At 63.2% G+C, this 19,273-nt stretch carries 17 protein-coding genes; 8 read left to right on the top strand and 9 right to left on the bottom strand.

What is annotated here, in order from left to right; translation table 11 throughout:
* The first annotated feature begins 9 nt into the window (after positions 1-9).
* The 4 genes from AAHB16_RS06945 (at position 10) to AAHB16_RS06930 (ending at position 4,285) form a co-directional block, all read left to right on the top strand.
* On the top strand, positions 10-1,587 hold the full coding sequence (locus AAHB16_RS06945; RefSeq protein ID WP_342050446.1) for a hypothetical protein: 1,578 nt from the start codon (positions 10-12) through the stop codon (positions 1,585-1,587).
* A gap of 15 nt (positions 1,588-1,602) precedes the next feature.
* Positions 1,603-2,340 (top strand): hypothetical protein, encoded by a 738-nt coding sequence (locus AAHB16_RS06940; RefSeq protein WP_342050445.1) that lies wholly within the window; start codon positions 1,603-1,605, stop codon positions 2,338-2,340.
* Positions 2,341-2,549: 209 nt separating this feature from the next.
* Positions 2,550-3,737 (top strand): AAA family ATPase, encoded by a 1,188-nt coding sequence (locus tag AAHB16_RS06935; RefSeq protein ID WP_446718070.1) that lies wholly within the window; start codon positions 2,550-2,552, stop codon positions 3,735-3,737.
* A 2-nt stretch (positions 3,738-3,739) separates the two neighbouring features.
* Positions 3,740-4,285: an RloB family protein gene (locus AAHB16_RS06930; protein ID WP_342050443.1), complete on the top strand. Its 546-nt coding sequence runs from the start codon at positions 3,740-3,742 to the stop codon at positions 4,283-4,285.
* Positions 4,286-4,333: 48 nt separating this feature from the next.
* Here AAHB16_RS06930 and mqo read toward each other — a convergent pair whose 3' ends face one another.
* From mqo to AAHB16_RS06910, 4 genes are all read right to left on the bottom strand, one after another.
* The gene (gene mqo, locus AAHB16_RS06925) at positions 4,334-6,049 is read right to left on the bottom strand and encodes a malate dehydrogenase (quinone) (protein WP_342050442.1); all 1,716 of its coding nucleotides are present in this window, start codon (positions 6,047-6,049) and stop codon (positions 4,334-4,336) included.
* Positions 6,050-6,142: 93 nt separating this feature from the next.
* The gene (locus AAHB16_RS06920) at positions 6,143-6,577 is read right to left on the bottom strand and encodes a cupin domain-containing protein (RefSeq protein WP_150371682.1); all 435 of its coding nucleotides are present in this window, start codon (positions 6,575-6,577) and stop codon (positions 6,143-6,145) included.
* 103 nt (positions 6,578-6,680) lie between these two features.
* Positions 6,681-7,292 (bottom strand): carbonic anhydrase, encoded by a 612-nt coding sequence (locus AAHB16_RS06915; RefSeq protein WP_342050441.1) that lies wholly within the window; start codon positions 7,290-7,292, stop codon positions 6,681-6,683.
* Positions 7,293-7,322: 30 nt separating this feature from the next.
* The gene (locus AAHB16_RS06910) at positions 7,323-7,964 is read right to left on the bottom strand and encodes an HD domain-containing protein (protein WP_342050440.1); all 642 of its coding nucleotides are present in this window, start codon (positions 7,962-7,964) and stop codon (positions 7,323-7,325) included.
* Between the two features lie 119 nt (positions 7,965-8,083).
* On the opposite strand from AAHB16_RS06910, the gene AAHB16_RS06905 reads away from it, so the two are divergent.
* The 3 genes from AAHB16_RS06905 (at position 8,084) to AAHB16_RS06895 (ending at position 12,170) form a co-directional block, all read left to right on the top strand.
* The gene (locus AAHB16_RS06905) at positions 8,084-9,085 is read left to right on the top strand and encodes a GlxA family transcriptional regulator (protein ID WP_342050439.1); all 1,002 of its coding nucleotides are present in this window, start codon (positions 8,084-8,086) and stop codon (positions 9,083-9,085) included.
* Between the two features lie 278 nt (positions 9,086-9,363).
* Positions 9,364-10,560: a hypothetical protein gene (locus tag AAHB16_RS06900; RefSeq protein ID WP_342050438.1), complete on the top strand. Its 1,197-nt coding sequence runs from the start codon at positions 9,364-9,366 to the stop codon at positions 10,558-10,560.
* A 122-nt stretch (positions 10,561-10,682) separates the two neighbouring features.
* The gene (locus tag AAHB16_RS06895) at positions 10,683-12,170 is read left to right on the top strand and encodes a M20/M25/M40 family metallo-hydrolase (protein ID WP_446718073.1); all 1,488 of its coding nucleotides are present in this window, start codon (positions 10,683-10,685) and stop codon (positions 12,168-12,170) included.
* Here the strand turns inward: AAHB16_RS06895 and AAHB16_RS06890 are convergent.
* The 5 genes from AAHB16_RS06890 to AAHB16_RS06870 all read right to left on the bottom strand — a co-directional run bounded on the left by AAHB16_RS06890 (position 12,167) and on the right by AAHB16_RS06870 (position 18,142).
* Positions 12,167-12,781 (bottom strand): YitT family protein, encoded by a 615-nt coding sequence (locus tag AAHB16_RS06890; protein WP_342050437.1) that lies wholly within the window; start codon positions 12,779-12,781, stop codon positions 12,167-12,169. The two genes, AAHB16_RS06895 and AAHB16_RS06890, sit on opposite strands and share 4 nt — an antisense overlap.
* A gap of 112 nt (positions 12,782-12,893) precedes the next feature.
* The gene (locus AAHB16_RS06885) at positions 12,894-13,946 is read right to left on the bottom strand and encodes a porin (RefSeq protein WP_342050436.1); all 1,053 of its coding nucleotides are present in this window, start codon (positions 13,944-13,946) and stop codon (positions 12,894-12,896) included.
* A 443-nt stretch (positions 13,947-14,389) separates the two neighbouring features.
* Complete coding sequence (locus AAHB16_RS06880; RefSeq protein WP_150371690.1) at positions 14,390-15,721, bottom strand: sulfatase family protein; 1,332 nt, start codon at positions 15,719-15,721, stop codon at positions 14,390-14,392.
* Positions 15,722-15,754: 33 nt separating this feature from the next.
* The gene (locus AAHB16_RS06875) at positions 15,755-16,726 is read right to left on the bottom strand and encodes a Bug family tripartite tricarboxylate transporter substrate binding protein (RefSeq protein ID WP_342050435.1); all 972 of its coding nucleotides are present in this window, start codon (positions 16,724-16,726) and stop codon (positions 15,755-15,757) included.
* Positions 16,727-16,780: 54 nt separating this feature from the next.
* Positions 16,781-18,142: an arylsulfatase gene (locus tag AAHB16_RS06870; protein ID WP_150371692.1), complete on the bottom strand. Its 1,362-nt coding sequence runs from the start codon at positions 18,140-18,142 to the stop codon at positions 16,781-16,783.
* A gap of 77 nt (positions 18,143-18,219) precedes the next feature.
* Between AAHB16_RS06870 and AAHB16_RS06865 the strand changes: the two genes are divergently transcribed.
* Positions 18,220-19,227: a LysR family transcriptional regulator gene (locus AAHB16_RS06865; protein WP_342050434.1), complete on the top strand. Its 1,008-nt coding sequence runs from the start codon at positions 18,220-18,222 to the stop codon at positions 19,225-19,227.
* Positions 19,228-19,273 lie beyond the last annotated feature (46 nt).

Below are 19,273 nucleotides of genomic sequence, written 5' to 3'. Positions count from 1 at the left end.
AGGCGACTCATGCGAGAAACCGCAACGCAAATGCGCGAGGCACGGCTGCAGCGTCTGTTCGACGATTGTCAGCGGCAGGTCCTGCAGCAGGTGATCGGCCCATTCGGCCTGTCCATGGCGATGTTCGACGACAAGACCGGCGGTAGCGTCACCACGACGCAGAATTTCGCGAAGGGCGTGGTGGCGAGCGACGACGACAAGGTGCGCTACGACCGCTACCGGCAAAGCGCCGACGCATACGACCGTGGTGCGTACGAGGTCAGCGACAAAGACTGGCAGGCACGGCGCGCGAAGCACAGCGCGTCGGGCATCGACGGCTATACGGGGCAAACGCTCTCCGAGGATAGCGACCTCGACCACATCATGCCGGTGAAGTCGATCGCAACTGACGCAAAGACCCACCTGTCGCTGGGCGACGTCAAGGATGGCAAGGCTGACGTCGGCAGGATCAAAGCGATGGTCAACGACGACAGCAACCTCGTCATGACCGATGGCAGTCTGAACTCGTCCAAGCGGGATCTCGATGCCATGAAGTGGGCGGCCGCGAAGAAGGCCGGCGGCGATGGCCAGACCAACGCCGAGCACTATGGTGTTGACGAAGCGAAGCTGGAAGAGGCCTACCAGACAGCGAAGAAGAACATCGACACGACCGTCGACAGGAGCCTGCTCAAGAAGCAGGCTGGTGAAGTGCTGAGCACGGGTCTGGATCAGGCGGGCCGCATGGCCGTACGGCAGGCACTGGGCCTGCTTCTGACCGAGCTCGTCAATGGCTTGTTCAACGAGTTCAAGGTGCTGATCCGCCGCGGTGTCGCGGCCGGCAAATCGCTATTCGAGGAAATCAAGGAACGTCTGGCGCGTGTCATCCAGCGCGTGGCGGCGAAGCTGCCGGACGCGATGAGCCAGTTGCTGGAAGGCGGCGTGAGCGGATTCATGAGCAACCTGTTGACGTTCCTGATCAATTCGTTCGTCACCACCGCGCAGCGGATCGTCACGGCGCTCCGTGAGGTGCTGCTAAGCCTCTATCGCGCGTTCAAGATGGTGGCCATGCGTCCCGCCGACATGACGCCGCGCGAGGCCATGCAGGAGGCGCTCAAGATCCTGTCGACGGCCGTCACCACGGTCGCAGGCGTACTGCTCACGGAGAGCGTGGCAGCGTTCATGATGAGCGTGCCGTTCCTGGCGCCATTTGCGGACGTGGTGGCACCCGCGCTGGTCGGCATTCTGACGGGCCTGCTGTCGGCCTACCTCGCGTTCGTGATCGACTCGGCGTTCGACCGCCACGCGCTCAACGAACGGGCATTGGACCAGTTGATGGAAGACGCGCAATCGCGCGCGAAGATGGCCGATGCGCTGCAGGAGAACTACGTGCTGTCATTGCGCGCCTTCGAGCAGTGTGCGCAGGCCATTCGCGGCTACGTGGAGATCGGGGAAGCCTACGGCACCGCCGGCCGCGCCGCCGCCGCCACGCTGGCTAGCCTGGAGAGTACGAACCAGGCCACACGCGAGCAGATCGCACGCAGCGACGCAACGGTCGCCTACATAGCATCGACGCAGGTCGACATCGAAACCTTCCTGAACAACCGATAAACAGGTATTCAAAGCATGAGTTACGCTGGCAAACACGAATTGCAGATCGTTGAGGCATTTTCCACGGTGGAGCTGCCGCAGCAGATCTTCGCCGCGGGAAAAATTCCCGAACTGATCCAGCGGATGGCGGATGCCCGCAGCGAGATCGACGACGACGGGGCGCGCCTGTCGCGCCTGCGCCGCGAGAAGGCCGACGGCAATTTCGTCACCAACTGGTGGAACGACCTCGACGACCGCATCCAGAGTGCGAGCCTCGACCTGAGCCAGTCGATCGGCAGCCTGACACAACGTTCGGCCGAACTGCTGGTCATCAACACGGCCATCTCGAAGGTACTGAGCGACCAGCAGGAAACCCTGCTGCGCCAGCAACAGGTCCTGCGTTCACAGGCCGACGCGCTGGCCGCTCAGAATACGAAAATCCTCGAGCAGCAAGCGCAGCTGTCCACCCAGCAGGATCAGATCAACGCCGCCAACCAAGGCCTGATGGAGGCCAAGGGCCTCACGCAGGAGCAGGCGATGAAGCTCGTCGGATGCGTGCAGCGCGTGGAGCAGGCCGAAGCGAAGATGACCCAGAGCCATGCAGGCTTGCTCACCGAGATGAACGACCGGTTCGCCAGTGCGTCGAAGTCGATCGTCGACAGTGTGCGCGCGGAGCAGACGACGCAGTCCGCGGGGTTGCGCTTCGCGGCATTTGGTGGGCTGGCGCTAGCGGTCGTATCGCTGGCCGTACAGGCGATCGGCTATCTGCGGTGACCGAAAAAAATATAAGAAAAGTGCCTCGAAATTATCATTTCGGGGCAAACTTCCAGCGCATCTTCGACGCGCGAATTGCCTAGTCAGGGAGTTGAGGATAAGATGGGCGCCAAATTTCGACAAAATTCTGTCGAAATTCGAAGAACAGGGCTTTTTGTCCCGCCTCGAAGCCGCCACTTATGCTGAGCCATCTCGAAATAGAGAACTACATGTCCATCCGCGACACGCAGGTCATCGATCTGCGCGTCCCCGCCAACGTGGACGACACGCCTGAACGCTTTGCCAGCGCCTGGCGCGGTGCGAAAGAGCGCGTACCGAAGGTAGTTGCCTTGTTCGGCCCGAATGCTTCGGGGAAGTCGACCGTTCTCAGGGCGTTGGCGCTTCTCAGCTGGTTCACGCAGCATAGCTTCCAGCTCGCGCCGAACGCGGGGATTCTCGCAGAGCCCTCATGGACGGCGGACAACGCCACTCGTCCCACTCGAATCGCGATCCAATTCAGCGGTCCCGCGGATATCGCCAATGCGGTGGCGGGAGACGAGGACGTTCAGGAGTGCCGCTATTTCTACGAGGTCCAGTTTCACACCCTGGATCGGCGGCGGGTCGTGCTGGCCGAGTCGTTGTATTTCTGGCCTTCGTCGGCGGCTCGAAAGGTGAGGCTGTTCGAACGCAAGGACTCGGAGGTCGTCGCAGGGAAAGATTTTCAGCTCTCGGGGCATGGTCCCGTTCTCCGAAAGATACTGCGCGACAACGCAAGTGTTGTCGCCACACTGGCACAGCTTGAACACAAGCCGTCACTGATGCTCAGAGACGCAGCCTCCCGCATCATCTCGAATATCTTCATCGAGAAGACGGTCATCAACGACGCCGCCATGCTGCGGCTATATCAGGACAATCCGGACATCTTGAGCGGGGTCAACAAGGACCTGACGCGCATCGATCTTGGTATCCGTTCGATGTCCATCACTATGGCGAACGATGGGCCGAGGGCCTTGTTCGAGCATGAAGGACTCATTCATCCGGTGCCTCTGCAACTGGAGAGTCATGGCACGCGGCAATTTCTTCAGATTTATCCGCTTATCGCCGTTGCGCTCAAATTCGGGGGTATCGCGGTGATCGATGAAATGGATTTGGCCATTCATCCACTGGTACTGCCGGAGATACTCCGATGGTTCTACGACGCCGATCGCAACCCTCACGAAGCGCAGCTTTGGATCAGTTGCCAAAATGCTTCTCTTCTTGAATATCTTGCGAAAGAGGAGATCTATTTTTGCGAGAAAGACAACCAGGGAGCCACGGCAGTTTATGGACTGACGGATATCCAGGGGGTCAGAAGAGTCGACAACTACTATCGCAAGTACATGGGCGGCGTCTACGGCGCGGTCCCTAGCCTCGGTTGACCATGCCCAGACAGCTTGCACAACGAAAGCGCGTGTTCGTGGGCTGCGAGGGGGAGAGCGAGCGCAGCTATGTCACGGTACTGCAGCGAATCTTGGGGTTGAACGCTCGTCACCATCTGGTCACGCCCGTGCTGAATGGAGGAGACCCGTTGGCGATTGTCGAAGCGGCTATCAAGGCCTTGCGACAGGAGCGGCAGTTGGCGCGAGACGCGTTCGTTGCGAAGTTCATCCTGTTGGACCGCGACCTCTTGGGGCGAGCACCCGATCGAGATCAGCGGATCGAAAAGTCGGCGGCTGAATACGGATTCCGCCTTATTTGGCAGGACCCTTGTCACGAGGCGCTACTTCTTCGTCATCTCGAGAATTGCCACAATATGAAACCGCCAACTACTGTCGCTTCAGAACGCGCGTTGCTCAAAGAGTGGCCTCGGTACCGCAAGAACATGGCTGCTCAGGAGCTCTCCGAGATCATCCATGCTGCGGCACTTCAACGCATCGCGCGGGTTGAGCCCGCGTTGGCGGAGTTGCTTCAACTCATCGGCCTTTAGCTTCCTGAAGCGTTGCGCGGGGAGGGCGACCCCGGCGCAACGTTGCCCTTATAGCGCGATATCCGGCACCTTCTTCACCACCCCGGGGTTCGCGATCGGGGTGGTGGCGGGGACGATGCCGTCGAGGCTCGGCGGTGCGATGGCCAGTTGCAGCGTTTCCGCCGTGGTCGCCCATTCCGTCGCCAGCATCTGCGGATTCTCGTTGAGCTTCTTGCCGTAGCTCGGCACGATCTCGCGAATCTTCTGCTGCCACGCCGGCGTCTTCATCTGCTCGGGGAACACGCGCTCCAGCAGCGACAGCATGATCGCCGGGGACGTCGAGCCGCCCGGCGATGCGCCCAGCAGCGCCGATACCGAACGGTCGGCGGACACCACGACCTCGGTGCCAAGCTTCAGTACGCCGCCTTTCTCGGGATCGTTCTTGATGATCTGCACGCGTTGGCCCGCTTCCCACAGGCGCCAGTCCTCGTCCTTCGCCTCGGGCATGTAATGGCGCAATGCCGCCATCTTTTCCTCGCGTGACAGCGCCAGCTGCTGCGCAAGGTATTTCACGAGCGCAAACTCGTGAACGCCGACCTGCAACTGCGGCACGATGTTCGACGGCGTTGCCGCCTTGGGGAGGTCGAAGTACGAGCCGTTCTTGAGGAACTTGCTGGACCACGTGGCAAACGGTCCGAACAGGATCACGCGCTTGCCGTCGAGCACGCGCGTATCCAGATGGGGCACCGACATCGGGGGCGAGCCCGTATCCGCCAGGCCGTAGACCTTGGCCAGATGGCGTGCCGCGAGCTCGGGCTTGTCGGTGACCAGGAACTCGCCACCCACGGGGAAGCCGCCATACTGCTTCGCTTCGGGAATGCCCGACAGCTGCAACAGCGGCAGTGCCGCGCCGCCCGCGCCGATAAACACGTTGCGCGCATCCACGGTCTGGATCTTCGTGCCGTCGTTCACGTCGAACGCCGAGACACGCCATGTGCCATCGTCGTTGCGCGTGATCGAACGCACTTCATAGCCGGTGGTGACCTTCACGCCCGACTTGCCCGTTAGGTGCCGGTAGAACTGGCGCGTGATCTCGCCTAGATTGACGTCGGTACCGAGCGGCGAGCGCGTGGCCGTGACCACTTCGTCGGGCTTGCGGCCTTCCATCATGATGGGAATCCACTCGGCGATCTTCGCCGGGTCCGTCGTCATCTCCATGCCGGCGAAGAGCGGGGAAGCCTTCAGTGCTTCGACGCGCTTGCGGATGAACTCGCGATTCTCCTGTCCGAAGACAAGATTCATATGCGGCGTGGAGTTGATGAATTCGCGCGGATTGCCCAGCACGCCCTTGCGGACCTGATGCGCCCAGAACTGGCGGGAGATCTGGAAGTTCTCGTTGATATTGATGGCCTGGGCGATATGGACGTTGCCTTTGTCGTCCATCGGCGTGTAGTTCAGCTCGCACAGCGCGGAGTGGCCGGTGCCGGCGTTGTTCCAGCCGTTGGAGCTTTCTTCGGCCACCTTGTCCAGGCGCTCGAACACTTCGCACGTCCAGTTCGGCTCCAGTTCCTTCAGATAGACGCCGAGCGTCGCGCTCATGATGCCGCCGCCGATCAGCAGCACATCGACGCCACGATCGGCCTTTGCGGCGCGGTACTGGCTACCGAAAAAGTACGAATATCCGCCCCATACCGCCGCGGCGCCTATCGCTGCGCCAAGGAACTTGCGCCGGGTAAAAGGCTCACGGCCGCGCGTCGCGGCCGTGCTGTTGTCCGTCTGAGTCATAGGGGGCTTCACTGTTCAAAGTTGCGCAGATTGTACCCCACCACGAAGAAACGCTAGGTGAAAACCCTAATAAGTGCCGCGTACGGCATACGTTTATCGCTGCACCTTCGACCAATCGGGCAAACCATCGAGATCCGGGCGCATCGTCACGCTCTCCTGCTCGTTGGGATCGGTGCGCGAGATCAGCGCCACGCAGGGCTCGTCGGCGCTGAGGTTGTACGGCAGATGGGGCACCCCGGCGGGGATATAGAAGAAATCGCCAGCGTTCACGACCGCATGATGCTCGAGGCGGTCCCCATACCAGCAGCCCGAGGCACCGCTCATGCCGTAGATCGCGGTCTCGTGCTCGGCATGCATATGCGCCTTGGCGCGCGCGCCGGGCGGAATCGTCGCCAGCTGGAAGTGGATATGCCGGGCGCCGACGGTCTCCGCGGAGATACCCACCGCGTAATGAAGGCCCTGCTTGCCGACGAATTCGGCACCGGGGCGGACGAGTTGGCAGGTGGGGGCGGTCTGATCCGAGGTCATGGCGATAAAAGCGGGCTATCGATGTTCCGAAAGTAGCCGACCGCAGGCCGGCAGCCTTTCAGGAAAAAACGCTTCGATAGCGGAAGAACGCTGCAAGCCGTCGTTACGGCGTACCGCGCTCCGCCGGAACGTCCCGCACCACCTCCGTCAGCTTGCCCGAGTTCATCTCGTAGAAGAACCCATAGAGCTTCACGTTCTTCGGCACGGCGGGACTCGCGCGCAGCAGCTTGACGTCATGCCGGATGGAGTCTTCGTAGTGCCCGATCGCGAGGCTGTCGTGATCGAACAGGCTCTCGATATCGGCGTGATGATGGTCATGAAACTCGCCGATCAGCGTGTCCGGCGTAAAGGCCGTGGCGCCGCAGAACGAGTGATGAACGACCACGACGTTCTGCACGCGGAAGAGGTAATCCATCGTGGCCACCGATTGCAGTGCCGCAATGGCTCTGCCGCCCGCGTTGGACACGGCAAACAACGTGCGCGTGTTGCCGATACGGTTGCCCGCCTCGTCGAGGATATTTTCGCCCGGATAGACCTCGTCGCCGAAATAGTCGGCCACCGCCTGCGGAATCTCCGCGGCGCGGGGATCGAAACAGTGGATCACGATGGTCTTCATCGGGATGAACTGGTTGAACCGGTCCGTGCTGTCCGGCGCGAACCACGATGCATCGAACCACGGTTGCGTCCGGAATTCGTATTCGGAGAACTTCGTCATGTTTTCACTCCACTCGTTGATGGTCATGCATTAGCTTTCGAACGGCGCGTGGTCGAGCAGGTCGCACACATCCGGAATCGCGCAGTCATGCACGTGGCGCCGGCCGATATCGGCCAGCCCCGTGCCAATCGCGGTATGCGGCTTCTTCCTCACGACCTCCGCCAGCGCTTCCTGAAAGGCCGCCTTGAAACCAAGCCGCGGATAAAGCTGCAATACGTCATCGACGAGCGACGGCGCGAGCTCGTCGAGGTTCAGCCCCATCACGTCGACGTGCGCGCCCAGATTGACGAGCGCCACCTCGGGTTCGCGCCGGTCGGCGATGCCCGCGCTGGAATGCAGCGCGATGGCATCCCAAACCAGTTGCGCCCGCGCATCGGCGTAGCCATTGGCACGCAAAAAGCGGCTGGCCGCATCGGCCCCGTCGACCTCGAATCGCTGGTCGGCCATGAAGTCTTCGGTCAATCCGAGGTCATGCAGCAGCGACGCGAGGTAGACCGCCTCCCGGTCATAGGACAGACCACGCTTGCGCCCCAGCAGCTCGGCGAACCACCATGTGCGATGGACATGGTTGAGCATGACGCGCGAATGCACGCGCTCGGCCAGGGCGGCGGCCTTGCGAGACAGTTCGGAGTCCGGGGCGATCACGCCGCCGATCGTGGCAATGGTGTTCACGGTTGACGCTCGATACGAATTTGATGAGAGCAAGTGTAGGCATGCCCGTCATGACACAAATGACTGTTTTCGGTCGATTTGTGCCAGAATGAAAACCCTTCGTCGCCACCCGCTTCAACATGCCGTCCCCAGCACAACCCAGACGCGTGGTCATCCTCGGCCTGCCACCCGTGGATGCACTGGACGTGATCGGCCCGGCGGAGGTCTTCGCCAACGCGAACCGCATCCATCACGCCAGGAAGCCGCCATACGTGCTCGAGCTCGTCTCCGCGAACGACGAGACACGCGTGGAGAGCGAAACGGGCATCGCGCTGATGGGCCACCGAACGCTGGATCAGGAGCGCAGGGCCGCCAGGCCGATCGACACCCTGATCGTCGCCACGGGATTCAGCGCGATCGGCGCCGCCGACCCCGCGGCGATTGCATGGATCCAGAAGCGGGCAACAACGGTGCGCCGCATGTGCGCCATCTGCGTCGGCGCTTTCGCGCTGGCCGAGGCCGGCCTGCTCGACGGCCGCAAGGCCACGACGCACTGGGGCGCCGCACAGCGGCTGGCCGAGCGGTATCCCAAGGTCGACGTAGACCCCACGCCCATCTGGATCAAGGACGGCAACGTCTACACCTCGGCCGGGGTCTCGGCCGGCATCGATCTCGCCCTCGCGCTGGTGGCCGAGGACCTTGGCGACGAGATCGCACTGGCCATCGCCAAAGAGCTCGTGCTCTATCTGCGCCGCCCAGGCGGGCAGGCCCAGTTCAGCACCACGCTGCGCTCGCAGAACACACCGGGCTCGACTCTGGAACGGCTCTGCCGCTGGATTGCGGAGAACCTGAACGCGGACTTGAGCGTGGAAGCGCTAGCCAGCCGGTCCGCCATGAGCGTGCGGACCCTGATCCGGCTGTTCCAGCGGGAGCTGAACACCACGCCGGCACGGTATGTGGAAGAAGTCCGCATCGAGGCCATCCGCCGGGCGCTGGAGATGGGCGGCAGAACGATCGAGGACATCGCGCGGCGCCATGGCTACCAGAGCGTGGACGTATTGCGCAAGGCGTTTATCCGGCGCGTGGGCATCAGCCCGAGGGACTATCTCAAGCGCTTCACGTCGGAGCCGGCGTCTGGCTGACGTGCTGCACCGCACCGCGCAAATTTGTTCGCGCGGGGTAGAGCCGGGGTGGAGCCGGGGTAGAGCAATCGACGCGCCACCGCGCTCACCACATCCCCATCCCCGAGAAAGGCCGCCCTCCGAATGCGGCCAAGGTAATGACAGTGCACTGAACCTGCACTGCACCAATTCATGACGCGACGTAATGTCCATACGTTTGCGAATCAGCGTTCGATTCCTATGCTTCGTACCGCGAGCAAACCAACGGCTCGCGGGACGTTCTTTCAAGGAGACAAGCGATGAGAGCATTCCAGCTTGGACTGATTGGCGCGGCCATCATGGCGGCGATTTTTCCTTCCATCGGGGTAGCGCAGGGCAACGACGACGCGTCGTCGTTCCGACGAGGAAACTCCGCGCAGCTGGCCGCGATGGTCAAGGCGCGACAGCATTTCTTTGGCCCCGAGAATGTCGACGAGCGGACCGGCAAGGTCCGCGAAGACAAGGTCATCTTCTCGTGGTTCAGCGTGGCGTCGTTCGCCGTGGCCGCGAAAGGCCGCGTCTTCCTGCTCGACTCGTACATCTATCGGCTCGCGGACAAGCGCGCCTACGTCCCGGCGACCGTGCAGGATCTGGTCGACGTCCGCCCCGAATTCATCTTCCTCGGGCACGGTCATGGCGACCATGCCGACAACGCCGCCTATATCGCGAAGCTCACGGGCGCCACGATCTACGGTGCCGCGGAGCACTGCGATGCCATGAAGGGCGACGCCGCGCGCATCTTCGGCGCGGGCACCACCGTCAAGTGCGAAGCCATCACGACGGCCGGTTCCGCGCCGGGCGCCGAGGTCAAGACGCTGCGGCCGCTCGCGCCGGATCTCTGCATCACCGCGTGGAAGCACGTCCATTCCGCGACGGTGCCCGTGGACCCCGCCTACCCGCCGAATCCGATCAACCCCGTGCGCGACCCGCGCGTGGACACGCTGTTCCCACCGAATCCCGCGCCCGCGCTCGATACGCGTACCAACGCGGGCGTAGGCGGCCCGATTCCGATCATGTACCAGTTCACGGTCGGCGGATCGGACTTCACGTTCACATGGCACGACACGGCCGGTCCGCTGAAGGAACAGGCGCCGGCGCTGCTGCAATTCTTCACCACGCTGCCGAAGACCGACGTCGAACTCGGCGCGGGCGTGAGTATCGGCGAAGCGAACAATGGCGTGCGCGATATCACGATGTATATCCAGGCGTTGCAGCCCAAGGTCTTCTTCATGGACCACACCGATAACTTCAATATTGGCGCATCGATGTTCTATCTGCAGGCCATTCAGCGGCAATTCGATATCTTCAATATCCCGGCCGCCGACCGGCCGGAAATCCGCGGCCTTCATGACCCGTACGACTATGTGCGCCCGGGCCTGATGACCTTTAATTACCGCGACGATTACTGGCGCGATTCCCGCCGTGGCAATCGCCATAGCCGCTATTGCTCGGGTTAAAGATCTGACGCGGCTTCGCATCGGGCGGATTTGGCCTTATGCTTCCATGGCTTACCACGACAAGGAAGATAATGAGAGCCAAATCCGCCCGCCAGATCGGCATGCTGGTCGCCACGTCATGCATGACCATCGGCGCTGTGCAGGCCGCAGCCCTGACACCAGAAGCCGCACAGACCCAGGCCGCGGCCAGCTACAAGGAATATCTGGACCTGCTGAGCATCCCCAACGATTCGATCGTCCCCGAGGATATCCAGCGCAACGTCGCGTGGCTCGAACAGGCGTTCAGGAAGCGCGGCTTCACGACGCAATCGCTCGACAACGACGGCAAGCCGATGCTGTTCGCCGAGTATCCCGGCAAGCAAGCCAATCGCAAGACGGTCCTGTTCTATATGCACCTGGACGGCCAACCGGTCATCCCGTCGCAATGGCAACAGAAGAGCCCGTGGACGCCGGTGCTGAAGCAGAAGGGCGCCAATGGCAACTGGGAAGAGATCGATACCAGCAAGCTGTTCTCGGGCACGGTGGACCCCGAATGGCGCGTCTTCGGCCGCTCGTCTTCCGATGACAAGGGCCCCATCATGATGATGCTGGCCGCGATCGACGCGCTGAAGGGCGCCAACGGCCAGCCGGCCGTGAACGTCAAGGTCATTCTCGACAGCGAGGAAGAAAAGGGTTCCCCGTCGATCGCCAAGGTCATGAAGGCCCACCGAGACCTGCTGGCCTGCGACGCGATCGTGATCCACGACGGCCCGATGCATGCCACGAACCGCCCCACGCTGGTGTTCGGCAACCGCGGTGCCGCCAAGGCCAGGCTGGTCGTCTACGGCCCGAAGTCGCCGCTGCACAGCGGCCACTACGGCAACTACGCGCCCAACCCCGCGCAGCGCCTGGCCACGCTGCTGGCCTCGATGAAGGACGACACGGGCCGCGTCACGATTCCGGGCTACTACAGCAAGGTCAAGCTCGGCGAAGCCGAACGCAAGATCATGGCCGCCGTACCCGACGACGAGGCCGCCCTGAAGCGCCGCCTCGGCATCGCGCAGACGGACAAGGTCGGCAAGAACTATCAAGAGGCGATGCAATACCCCTCGCTGAACGTCCGCGGCATGGCCGCGGCGGCGGTCGGCGACAAGGTTGCCAACATCGTCCCGGACAAGGCCGAGGCCGAACTGGACCTCCGCACGACGCCCGATTCCGACGCCGCCTACCTCGGCAAGCTGGTGGAGCAGCATATCGTGAAGCAGGGCTACCACCTCGTCTCGGGCACACCGACCGACGAAGACCGCGCAAAGTATGACAAGCTGGCGAGCTTCACGTATCAGAGCGAAGGCGGCAACGCGGCCGGATCGCCAATCGATTCCGGCGTGGCCAAGTGGGCGTACGCGGCGCTGACGGGAACGTTCGGCACCCACCCCGATCCGGTGCGAATCCGGATGATGGGCGGGACGGTGCCGACGGCGGAGATCGTCGAGGTCCTGAAGGTGCCGTTCGTGATCGTGCCGTTGGTGAACGCGGACAACAACCAGCATGCGGCGAACGAGAACTTGCGGCTCGGGAATTATTCGAGTGGGGTGAGGACGATGTATGGGCTGCTGACGGAAGGGTTCTAGGAGAGATATCGGCCCGCGTTGAAGTTCATGACGATGACCATGTTCAGCGCGGCCACCCCGATAAAGGACCATGCCGCGCTGGCGCCCCCGACGGACCAGGCCGAGGCGAGCAAGATCATCAGGTCGAATACGAGCAGGGTACGTCCGACCGGAAGTCCTCGCGTCTGGAACAGGCGCATGGCGACGATACTGGTGCCTCCCGCGCTGAAGCCGTGGCGGAAGATGATCAGGAAGCCGACGCCGAGCAGCAACCCGCCGGCGATGGCGGCATAGGCTGGGAACTCGGCGTCGATATGCAGCAGCTCCGGCTGCAGATTGCTGAGGGCGGAGAGGGTGGCGATTCCGGCCAGCGCCTTCACGGTGAAGATCCATCCCATGCGGCGCGCGGACATGACGAAGAAGGGAAGGTTGATCAGGAAGAATGCCGTGCCGAACGGCACGTGCCAGACGTAATGCGCAAGGAAGGCAAGGCCCGCCACGCCGCCCACGAGCAGATGGGACGCCTTGAGTATCTGCACGCCGAGCGCGGCGAGCATGGCGCCGACCAGCAGCGCGACGATATCCTCCAGATAGGTGTGTTGGGCGGCGCCGAAGCCAAAGATGTGTTTCATGATGCCGATGCGAGCGTTGATGTCGAGTGAGCGTCGATGTCGACCGTGCGGTACGGCCTGCGCCGTGCCCGAAAGCGGGCAGGCCGCAGGCCCCTCGTATGGGAAGCGACGATCAGAAGATGTGCTTGATGCCGATGACCACGCCGGTCTGGTTCGCGCCCGCTGCGACCCGCGTGCCGACAGCCGCGCCTGTGGTGGCTGTCCCCCGGTTGTTCACATAGGTGGCATTCGCGTAGGCCATCGTGCGTCGCGAGAGCCCGTACTGCAGCGCAAGCACATAACTCAGCGTGTCGTTGCCGGATTGACGCCTGTCGTTCCAGTAAGCGCCGCCGCGCAATACGAGCCTGGGATGGAACTTGTAGTAACCGCCGAGCCAGTAGAGATTCGCGCGATACTGCGGCGCGGTCAGGTCGCTCTGGAGATAGCGATAGCCCGCGACCACGCCGGCCGACGCAAAGTCGTAGCTCACGGCCGTCGTGTAGCGGCGCTCCAGGGAACCGGCGGACGCGGCTGTAGTGCCGCGCCGTTGATCATAGGCGGCTGCCATCGATAGCGCATTGCCGTTGTACCGCGCACCGACGCTCATCTCCTGTCCCACGCGCAGGTTGCCGGGCACTTCCGAACCGTTCGCGATCGTCGAGTCATAGCCGGTGCTGTACAGCGCGGTCACGGCGACCGGGCCGATGTCGCGCCAGATCTTGACGGCGTTGTCGACGCGGTTGGTGAACTGCGCATCCTGCGCCAGAAGGCCGTAGGTGGTGTAGCGCGTCGGCTCGAACGCGGGAAACAGGTCATAGAGCGTGTTGACCTGCCGCCCCAGCGTGATGCGCCCCCAAGCGGAGTTCAGGCCAACCCAGGCCTGACGGCCGAACAACCGGCCACCTTGCACCGATGTCCCCGTATCGGTGGCAAAGCCGCTTTCGAGCGCGAAGATCGCCGACATGCCGGACCCAAGATCTTCCTTGCCACGGAGCCCCCAGCGAGAGCCCGCGGTATTGCCGGACGACACGCGGTACACATTGTCCTGGCCCCGCGCGTTTGCGTGGCTCATATACTCGATGCCGGTGTCGACCACGCCGTATAGCGTGACATTGCTTTGGGCATGCGCTCCGGCTGCCGCGGCGATGACTGTGCCGACAACCGCGGCTTGTGGAAGAAACTTCATGTGTCACCTGATTGACTGGGCGGCGTTATGCCGCCGGGGTTCGATGGATCGATTGCGGCGTGCGCAATCATGGTGATTCCGGGAACGCGTGCTGCGTCGCATCTGACCTGCGTCAGCCGGATACCAAGAGAGAAAGCGAGTGCAGTGCCGGTCTTCATGCCTCTGCGGCGAGACTTCCATGCGAGGCCGGCATGCTGGACGGTATGGGCGCGGACGATCGTGGCTCGTTGCGATCCACAGCCGGGGTTCTCCCGGATGGCTACCCGATAAACGTGTCCGGCAGCGCGGACTCGGAGAATCGGCCGGGCTTGTCACCGCGATGCAGCGATCCGCTCAGGCACCGCGGCGCGCGCTACGGATCGGATTGGTGCAGGATGCGACGTGTTTGGGAGATCCCGCACGGCTGTGGAGCCGATGCAGGATGCGGGCGGCGGGGAGGGAAGTCAGAACGTCGCGCGAGGCAGTTCGGCTTCGGTAAAGACGAGATAGGCGCGGGCGTCGTCGGGAATCGGCGGCAGCGAAGCGTTCCAGTCCTGCCATTCGGCGCGCATCGCCGCAAGGCGCTCGGGGTGCAGGTGCCGCAGGTTGGCGCGTTCGCGCGGATCGGCATCGAGGTTGAACAGATACTCGTTGCCGTCTACCTGAAGATACTTCCAATCGCCGTGGATCAACGCACGTTGCATGCGATGCTTCATGCGCCAGCACAGATTGCGAGCGGGCATCGCCGTGCCGTCTCGCAAATGGGGCAGCAGGCTGACACCATCGAGCGGATAACTCGGATGCGGCGCGACGCCGGCGGCGTCAAGCAGGGTCGCAGTCCAGTCCATGGTGAGGTTGGGCGCATCGCTGACCCGACCGGGGGCGATGGCCCGCGGCCAGCGCGCGAGAAGCGGCACACGAATGCCGCCTTCGAGCAAATCCATCTTCTGTCCCACGAAAGGCCAGTTGTTGGAAAAACGTTCACCGCCGTTGTCGCTGGTGAAGACGATCAGCGTGTCGTCCGACAGGCCCGCTTGCGCAAGTGCCTCGAGGACCCAGCCGATGCCTTCATCCATATGATGGATCATGCGTTGGTAGGTCTCGAGCGAGCCGCCGTCCAGATGCTTGCCTACGCCTGCAATCCGCGCCGATTCCGCATGATCGTCGCGCGTCAGCCAGGGCCAATGCGGCGCGCTGTAATGCAGGCTAAGCAGGAATGGCTGGTCCCTGGGCTGCTCGCCAATCCATGCGGCAGCCTTTCTGCTCAACATGTCCGTGAGGTAGCCGGCTTCGTCGATCGGCGTTTCGTCCTGCCAGAGGTCTGGCTGGCCGCGAGGATTGCAGTGCGCGAAGTAGTCGTTACCGCCAGCGTGGAAGCCGTAGAACGTCTGATAGCCCGATTGGCGAGGCGAGAAGTGGGGTGGATAGCCCAGATGCCATTTGCCGAAGAGGGCGGTCCGGTAGCCCTGCCCGGCGAGCAGCGAGGCCAGCGTGGGATGGCTCGGCGGCAGGCCGAGCACCTTGTCGGCCGAGACCGTGGGCAACGGCTCTTCGGCGCCGCCGCGCAACCGGTATTGCCAGCGGCCGGTCGCAAGCGCAAAACGCGTGGGCGAGCACACGGCGGAGTTTGCGTACCCGCGCGTGAATCGCACGCCTTCGCTGGCCATGCGGTCGAGATTAGGCGACACATCCGCGGGCCTGCCATGGCGATCGCGGGCACCCGTACAGCCAAGGTCGGCATAGCCGAGATCGTCGGCCAGTATGAAAATCAGATTCGGGCGTGTTCCCGCTGTCATGGAGAGCTCCTTCCAATGCTGTGGCGATTGCACTCAGTCGAGGGAAATCTTCGCGCGGTGCGCGAGCGCCTTGAACTTGTCGAGCGACGTCACGGTGAATGCCTGCGATTCCTTGGGCGACAGCTTGCCGGCCACCTGCCCGGACGCTGAAAGAATCGTCTTGACCTCATGCGTCTGTACCGCATCGTTGATCGCGGCATTGAGCTTTGTCACGATCTCCGCATCGGTACCAGCGGGAACGGCGGCGACGAAGAACTGCGCAGCATCGTAGCCCTTCAGGCCTGCCTCTTCCATCGTCGGCACATCGGGCAGGCTGTCGATGCGAAAGCGCGTCGTCACCGCATAGGCCTTCAGCTTGCCTGCCTTGATTTGCGCGAGAACCGGGGTCACACCGAGCATGCCGAGCGAAACCTGTCCGCCGAGCACGTCGCTGATGGCCTGGCCGCCGCCCTTGTAGGGGATATGGACCATCTGCGTGCCGGCGAGCGAGTTGAGCAGTTCGCCAGCCAGGTGCTGGCCGGTCCCCGTGCCGGAACTGGCGTAGCTCCATTTGCCGGGCTGCTTGCGCATGACGGCAATCAGGTCCTGCAGCGTGGCCGGGGCATTGGCCGCCGAGCCTACCAGCACGATCGGCCCCTGCGACATCAGCGAAACCGCGCTGAGCTCGCGTCCGATCTCGGGTTGACGCGTGGTCTGCAGGATGGGACCGGGGAACGTGACGAGCGTGTAGCCGTCGTGCGGGGCGCGCGCGGCGGCCTGCAAGGCGAGCGCGCCCGATGCGCCGGGCCTGTTCTCGATGACAATCGACTGGCCTATCTTGTCGGAAACCGTCTTGGCGATGGTACGTGTCAGCACGTCCACGGTGCCGCCGGGCGCGAAGCCGACGAACCAGGTGATGGGCTTGGCTTTCGGCCAGGCGGTGCCGTCGGCGTGAGCGGAGAGCGCGGCAGCGCAGAGGAGCACGGCAACGCCGAGCTGGCGGGTAACGAGAGATTTCAGAGACATGGCGTATGGAGAAGAAGCGTATCGGTCGTATTCGGGCGTGCGCTGGCCACTTTGCTAACGGCGTGCGGGCGCCGCGTTGCCCTCGGGATCGTCGGGTTCGCCGGGTGCGGTATTCGGGAACTCGGCGACGCTTTGGTTGAACGTCCGGATCAGCCGCAGGATTGGCCCCATGACCCAGGTGTTGAACACCAGGACGTCTGTCTCCTCCTTCGGGTCGCGCGTGATGTTGAACAGGTACGGCGACTCCAGTTTTCCTTTTCCTTCGTTGACTTCGGGTTCCCAGTAGAAGTGGAGCTTCCAGTCGCGCCACTTCACGGCACGGAGCTCGTTCTTGATATAGAAGGGAAACCCTTCCCGCGCCGACTTCGCGCCGTCGAGGAACAATCCGCGCTGATCGACGCCGTCGATGGGGCGGTCGTCGGGCAACGGGGCGCCGGCGAGGCGGATCAGCGTTGTGAAGATGTCCGTCACATGCACGATCTCGTTGCTGATGGCGGGCGCGATCCGGCCCGGCCAACGCACGATGAACGGCACGCGCAGGCTGCCCTCCATGGCCGTGTGGTAAGTGCCGCGCCAGGGTCCGGCCGTGCCACGGTACGGCGCGCGAAATTCGGGACCGTTGTCGCTGCAGAACACGAAGATCGTGTCGTCGCGCTGGCCCAGCGCGTCGACGGCATCGATGATCTGGCCCACGCGATGGTCCATCTCCATCATGGAGTCCGCGAAGTCGCCGTGCCCGCTCTTGCCCGCGAAGTCCGGATGCGGCAGCGTGGGGAAGTGCAGGTGGACCAGCGGAAGATAGAGAAAGAACGGCTGTTGGCGATCGACGGCGCCGCGCATGAAGGTCACCGAGCGCTCCACGAGTTCCGCGTCGATGGTGCGCCGGCTGTCGAGGTCATAGAGCCTGACATTCTCGGAGGGCGTCCCCGCCTTGCCGGCCATGATGTAAGGGAGGTCCGCCACGGTTGGGTCGTAACCGACGCTCGATGTGAACTGGCTTTCGTCGGTGGTGCGCGGGATGCCATACCACTCGTCGAAGCCGCGATCGGAAGGAAAGCGGCCGTCGATATCGCCGAGGTGCCACTTCCCGAAGTGCGCCGTCGCATAGCCGGCCGCCGACAGGGCCTGCGCGAGCGTGCGTTCCGTGCGCTTCAGGCCCTGTGGCAGCCCGGGGGGCACCGATTGGAGGCAGCCCGTTCGGATGGGATGGCGCCCCGTCATGAGCGCCGAGCGTGTCGGCACGCAATCGCTCTCGACATTGAAGTTCTGCAGCAGCAACCCCTCTCGCGCGAGAGCATCGATGCGCGGTGTCGGCGCCCCGCGCAGCGCACCGCCTCCGTAGCAGCCGAGTTCTCCCCAGCCGAGGTTGTCGGCGACGATCAGCACAATGTTTGTCTTCGTTGTTGGCATGTTCATGGTTCGCTTTGGTATGGCGGTCGGCCGGCGGTCCGCGGCGTGCCCTGCGGCCCCGGCTCCGCACGCTGGCCCGCAAGATGCTTCGTCAGCATCGATTCCGTCCGGTCCTGCGCTTCAGATCAAGCAAGAGCCCGGCCCATGGCCATGCCTTGACGGGCATGCCTTCATGCACAAATAGAATGGTCTTCAATCCCGCCGATATCTCCGCATTCCTCGCCGTGGTCCGGCACGGCAACGTAAGCCGTGCCGCTGTTGACATCGGCATTACGCAGCCGTCGGTGTCGAAAGCGCTGCGCCGTCTTGAAGACGAAATTGGTGTCTCGCTGTTCGAGCGTGGCGCGCATGGCGCGCGGCTGACGAGCGAGGGGCACCTGTTTGTGGAGTCGGCGCACCGGTTTGAGCGCCAGTACGCCGAAATGGTGCGTAGTGCCGGCGAAATGCGTGCGCGCTATTCCGGCTTGCTGCGTATCGGTGTCACCAGTCCCGCGAGCGACAGCCTGCCGCTGCGCGTGCTGTCGGAGATGATCGGCAAGCGGCCCGGCATGCGCGTGTCGCTCGTCATCGGCAAATCGGATGCGCTCAATGTCGCCGTGGAGTCCGGAGACCTGGATCTGGCCGTGGTGCCGTCCTATCCGGGCTACTCGTTCAGTTGCGCGCAGATGGAAGTCGGGGAGGACCAGATGCGTGTGGTGGCGCGGGCAGATCATCCGGTGTTCGCAATGTCGAATGCCGGTATCGCCGATCTGCGGGAGTTCGGTTGGATCATGCCGAACCGGCGAAGCGTGGCGCGCAAGCTGATGGGGGAGATCTTCGAGCGCGAGGCCGCACCGTCACCCCGGGTCGTCGTGGAAGTGGACTATGTGTCCGATGCCGTCATGGGGCTCATCATGGCGACAGACCTGCTGGCCCTGGTGCCGGCGGCCGCGCTTCGGGGATGGCTCGGCCGCGTCGTGCCCGTCCAGATGCCGCAGATGCTGATCCAACGCACCTTCGTGCTGCTGTCCCATCCTTCCGGGAAATGGTCGCCGCTGATGCAGACGTTCCGCGACATCCTGATCCGATCGCGACCGGAACAAATCGAATAAGAGAACACGAATAAGAGAACGCGAATAAGAGAACGCGAGTAAAAGA

This window comes from Cupriavidus sp. OTU4054, from assembly GCF_038440175.1.
Classification (GTDB): Bacteria; Pseudomonadota; Gammaproteobacteria; order Burkholderiales; family Burkholderiaceae; genus Cupriavidus; species Cupriavidus pauculus_D.
This window is presented reverse-complemented; position numbering and strand designations above follow the sequence as displayed.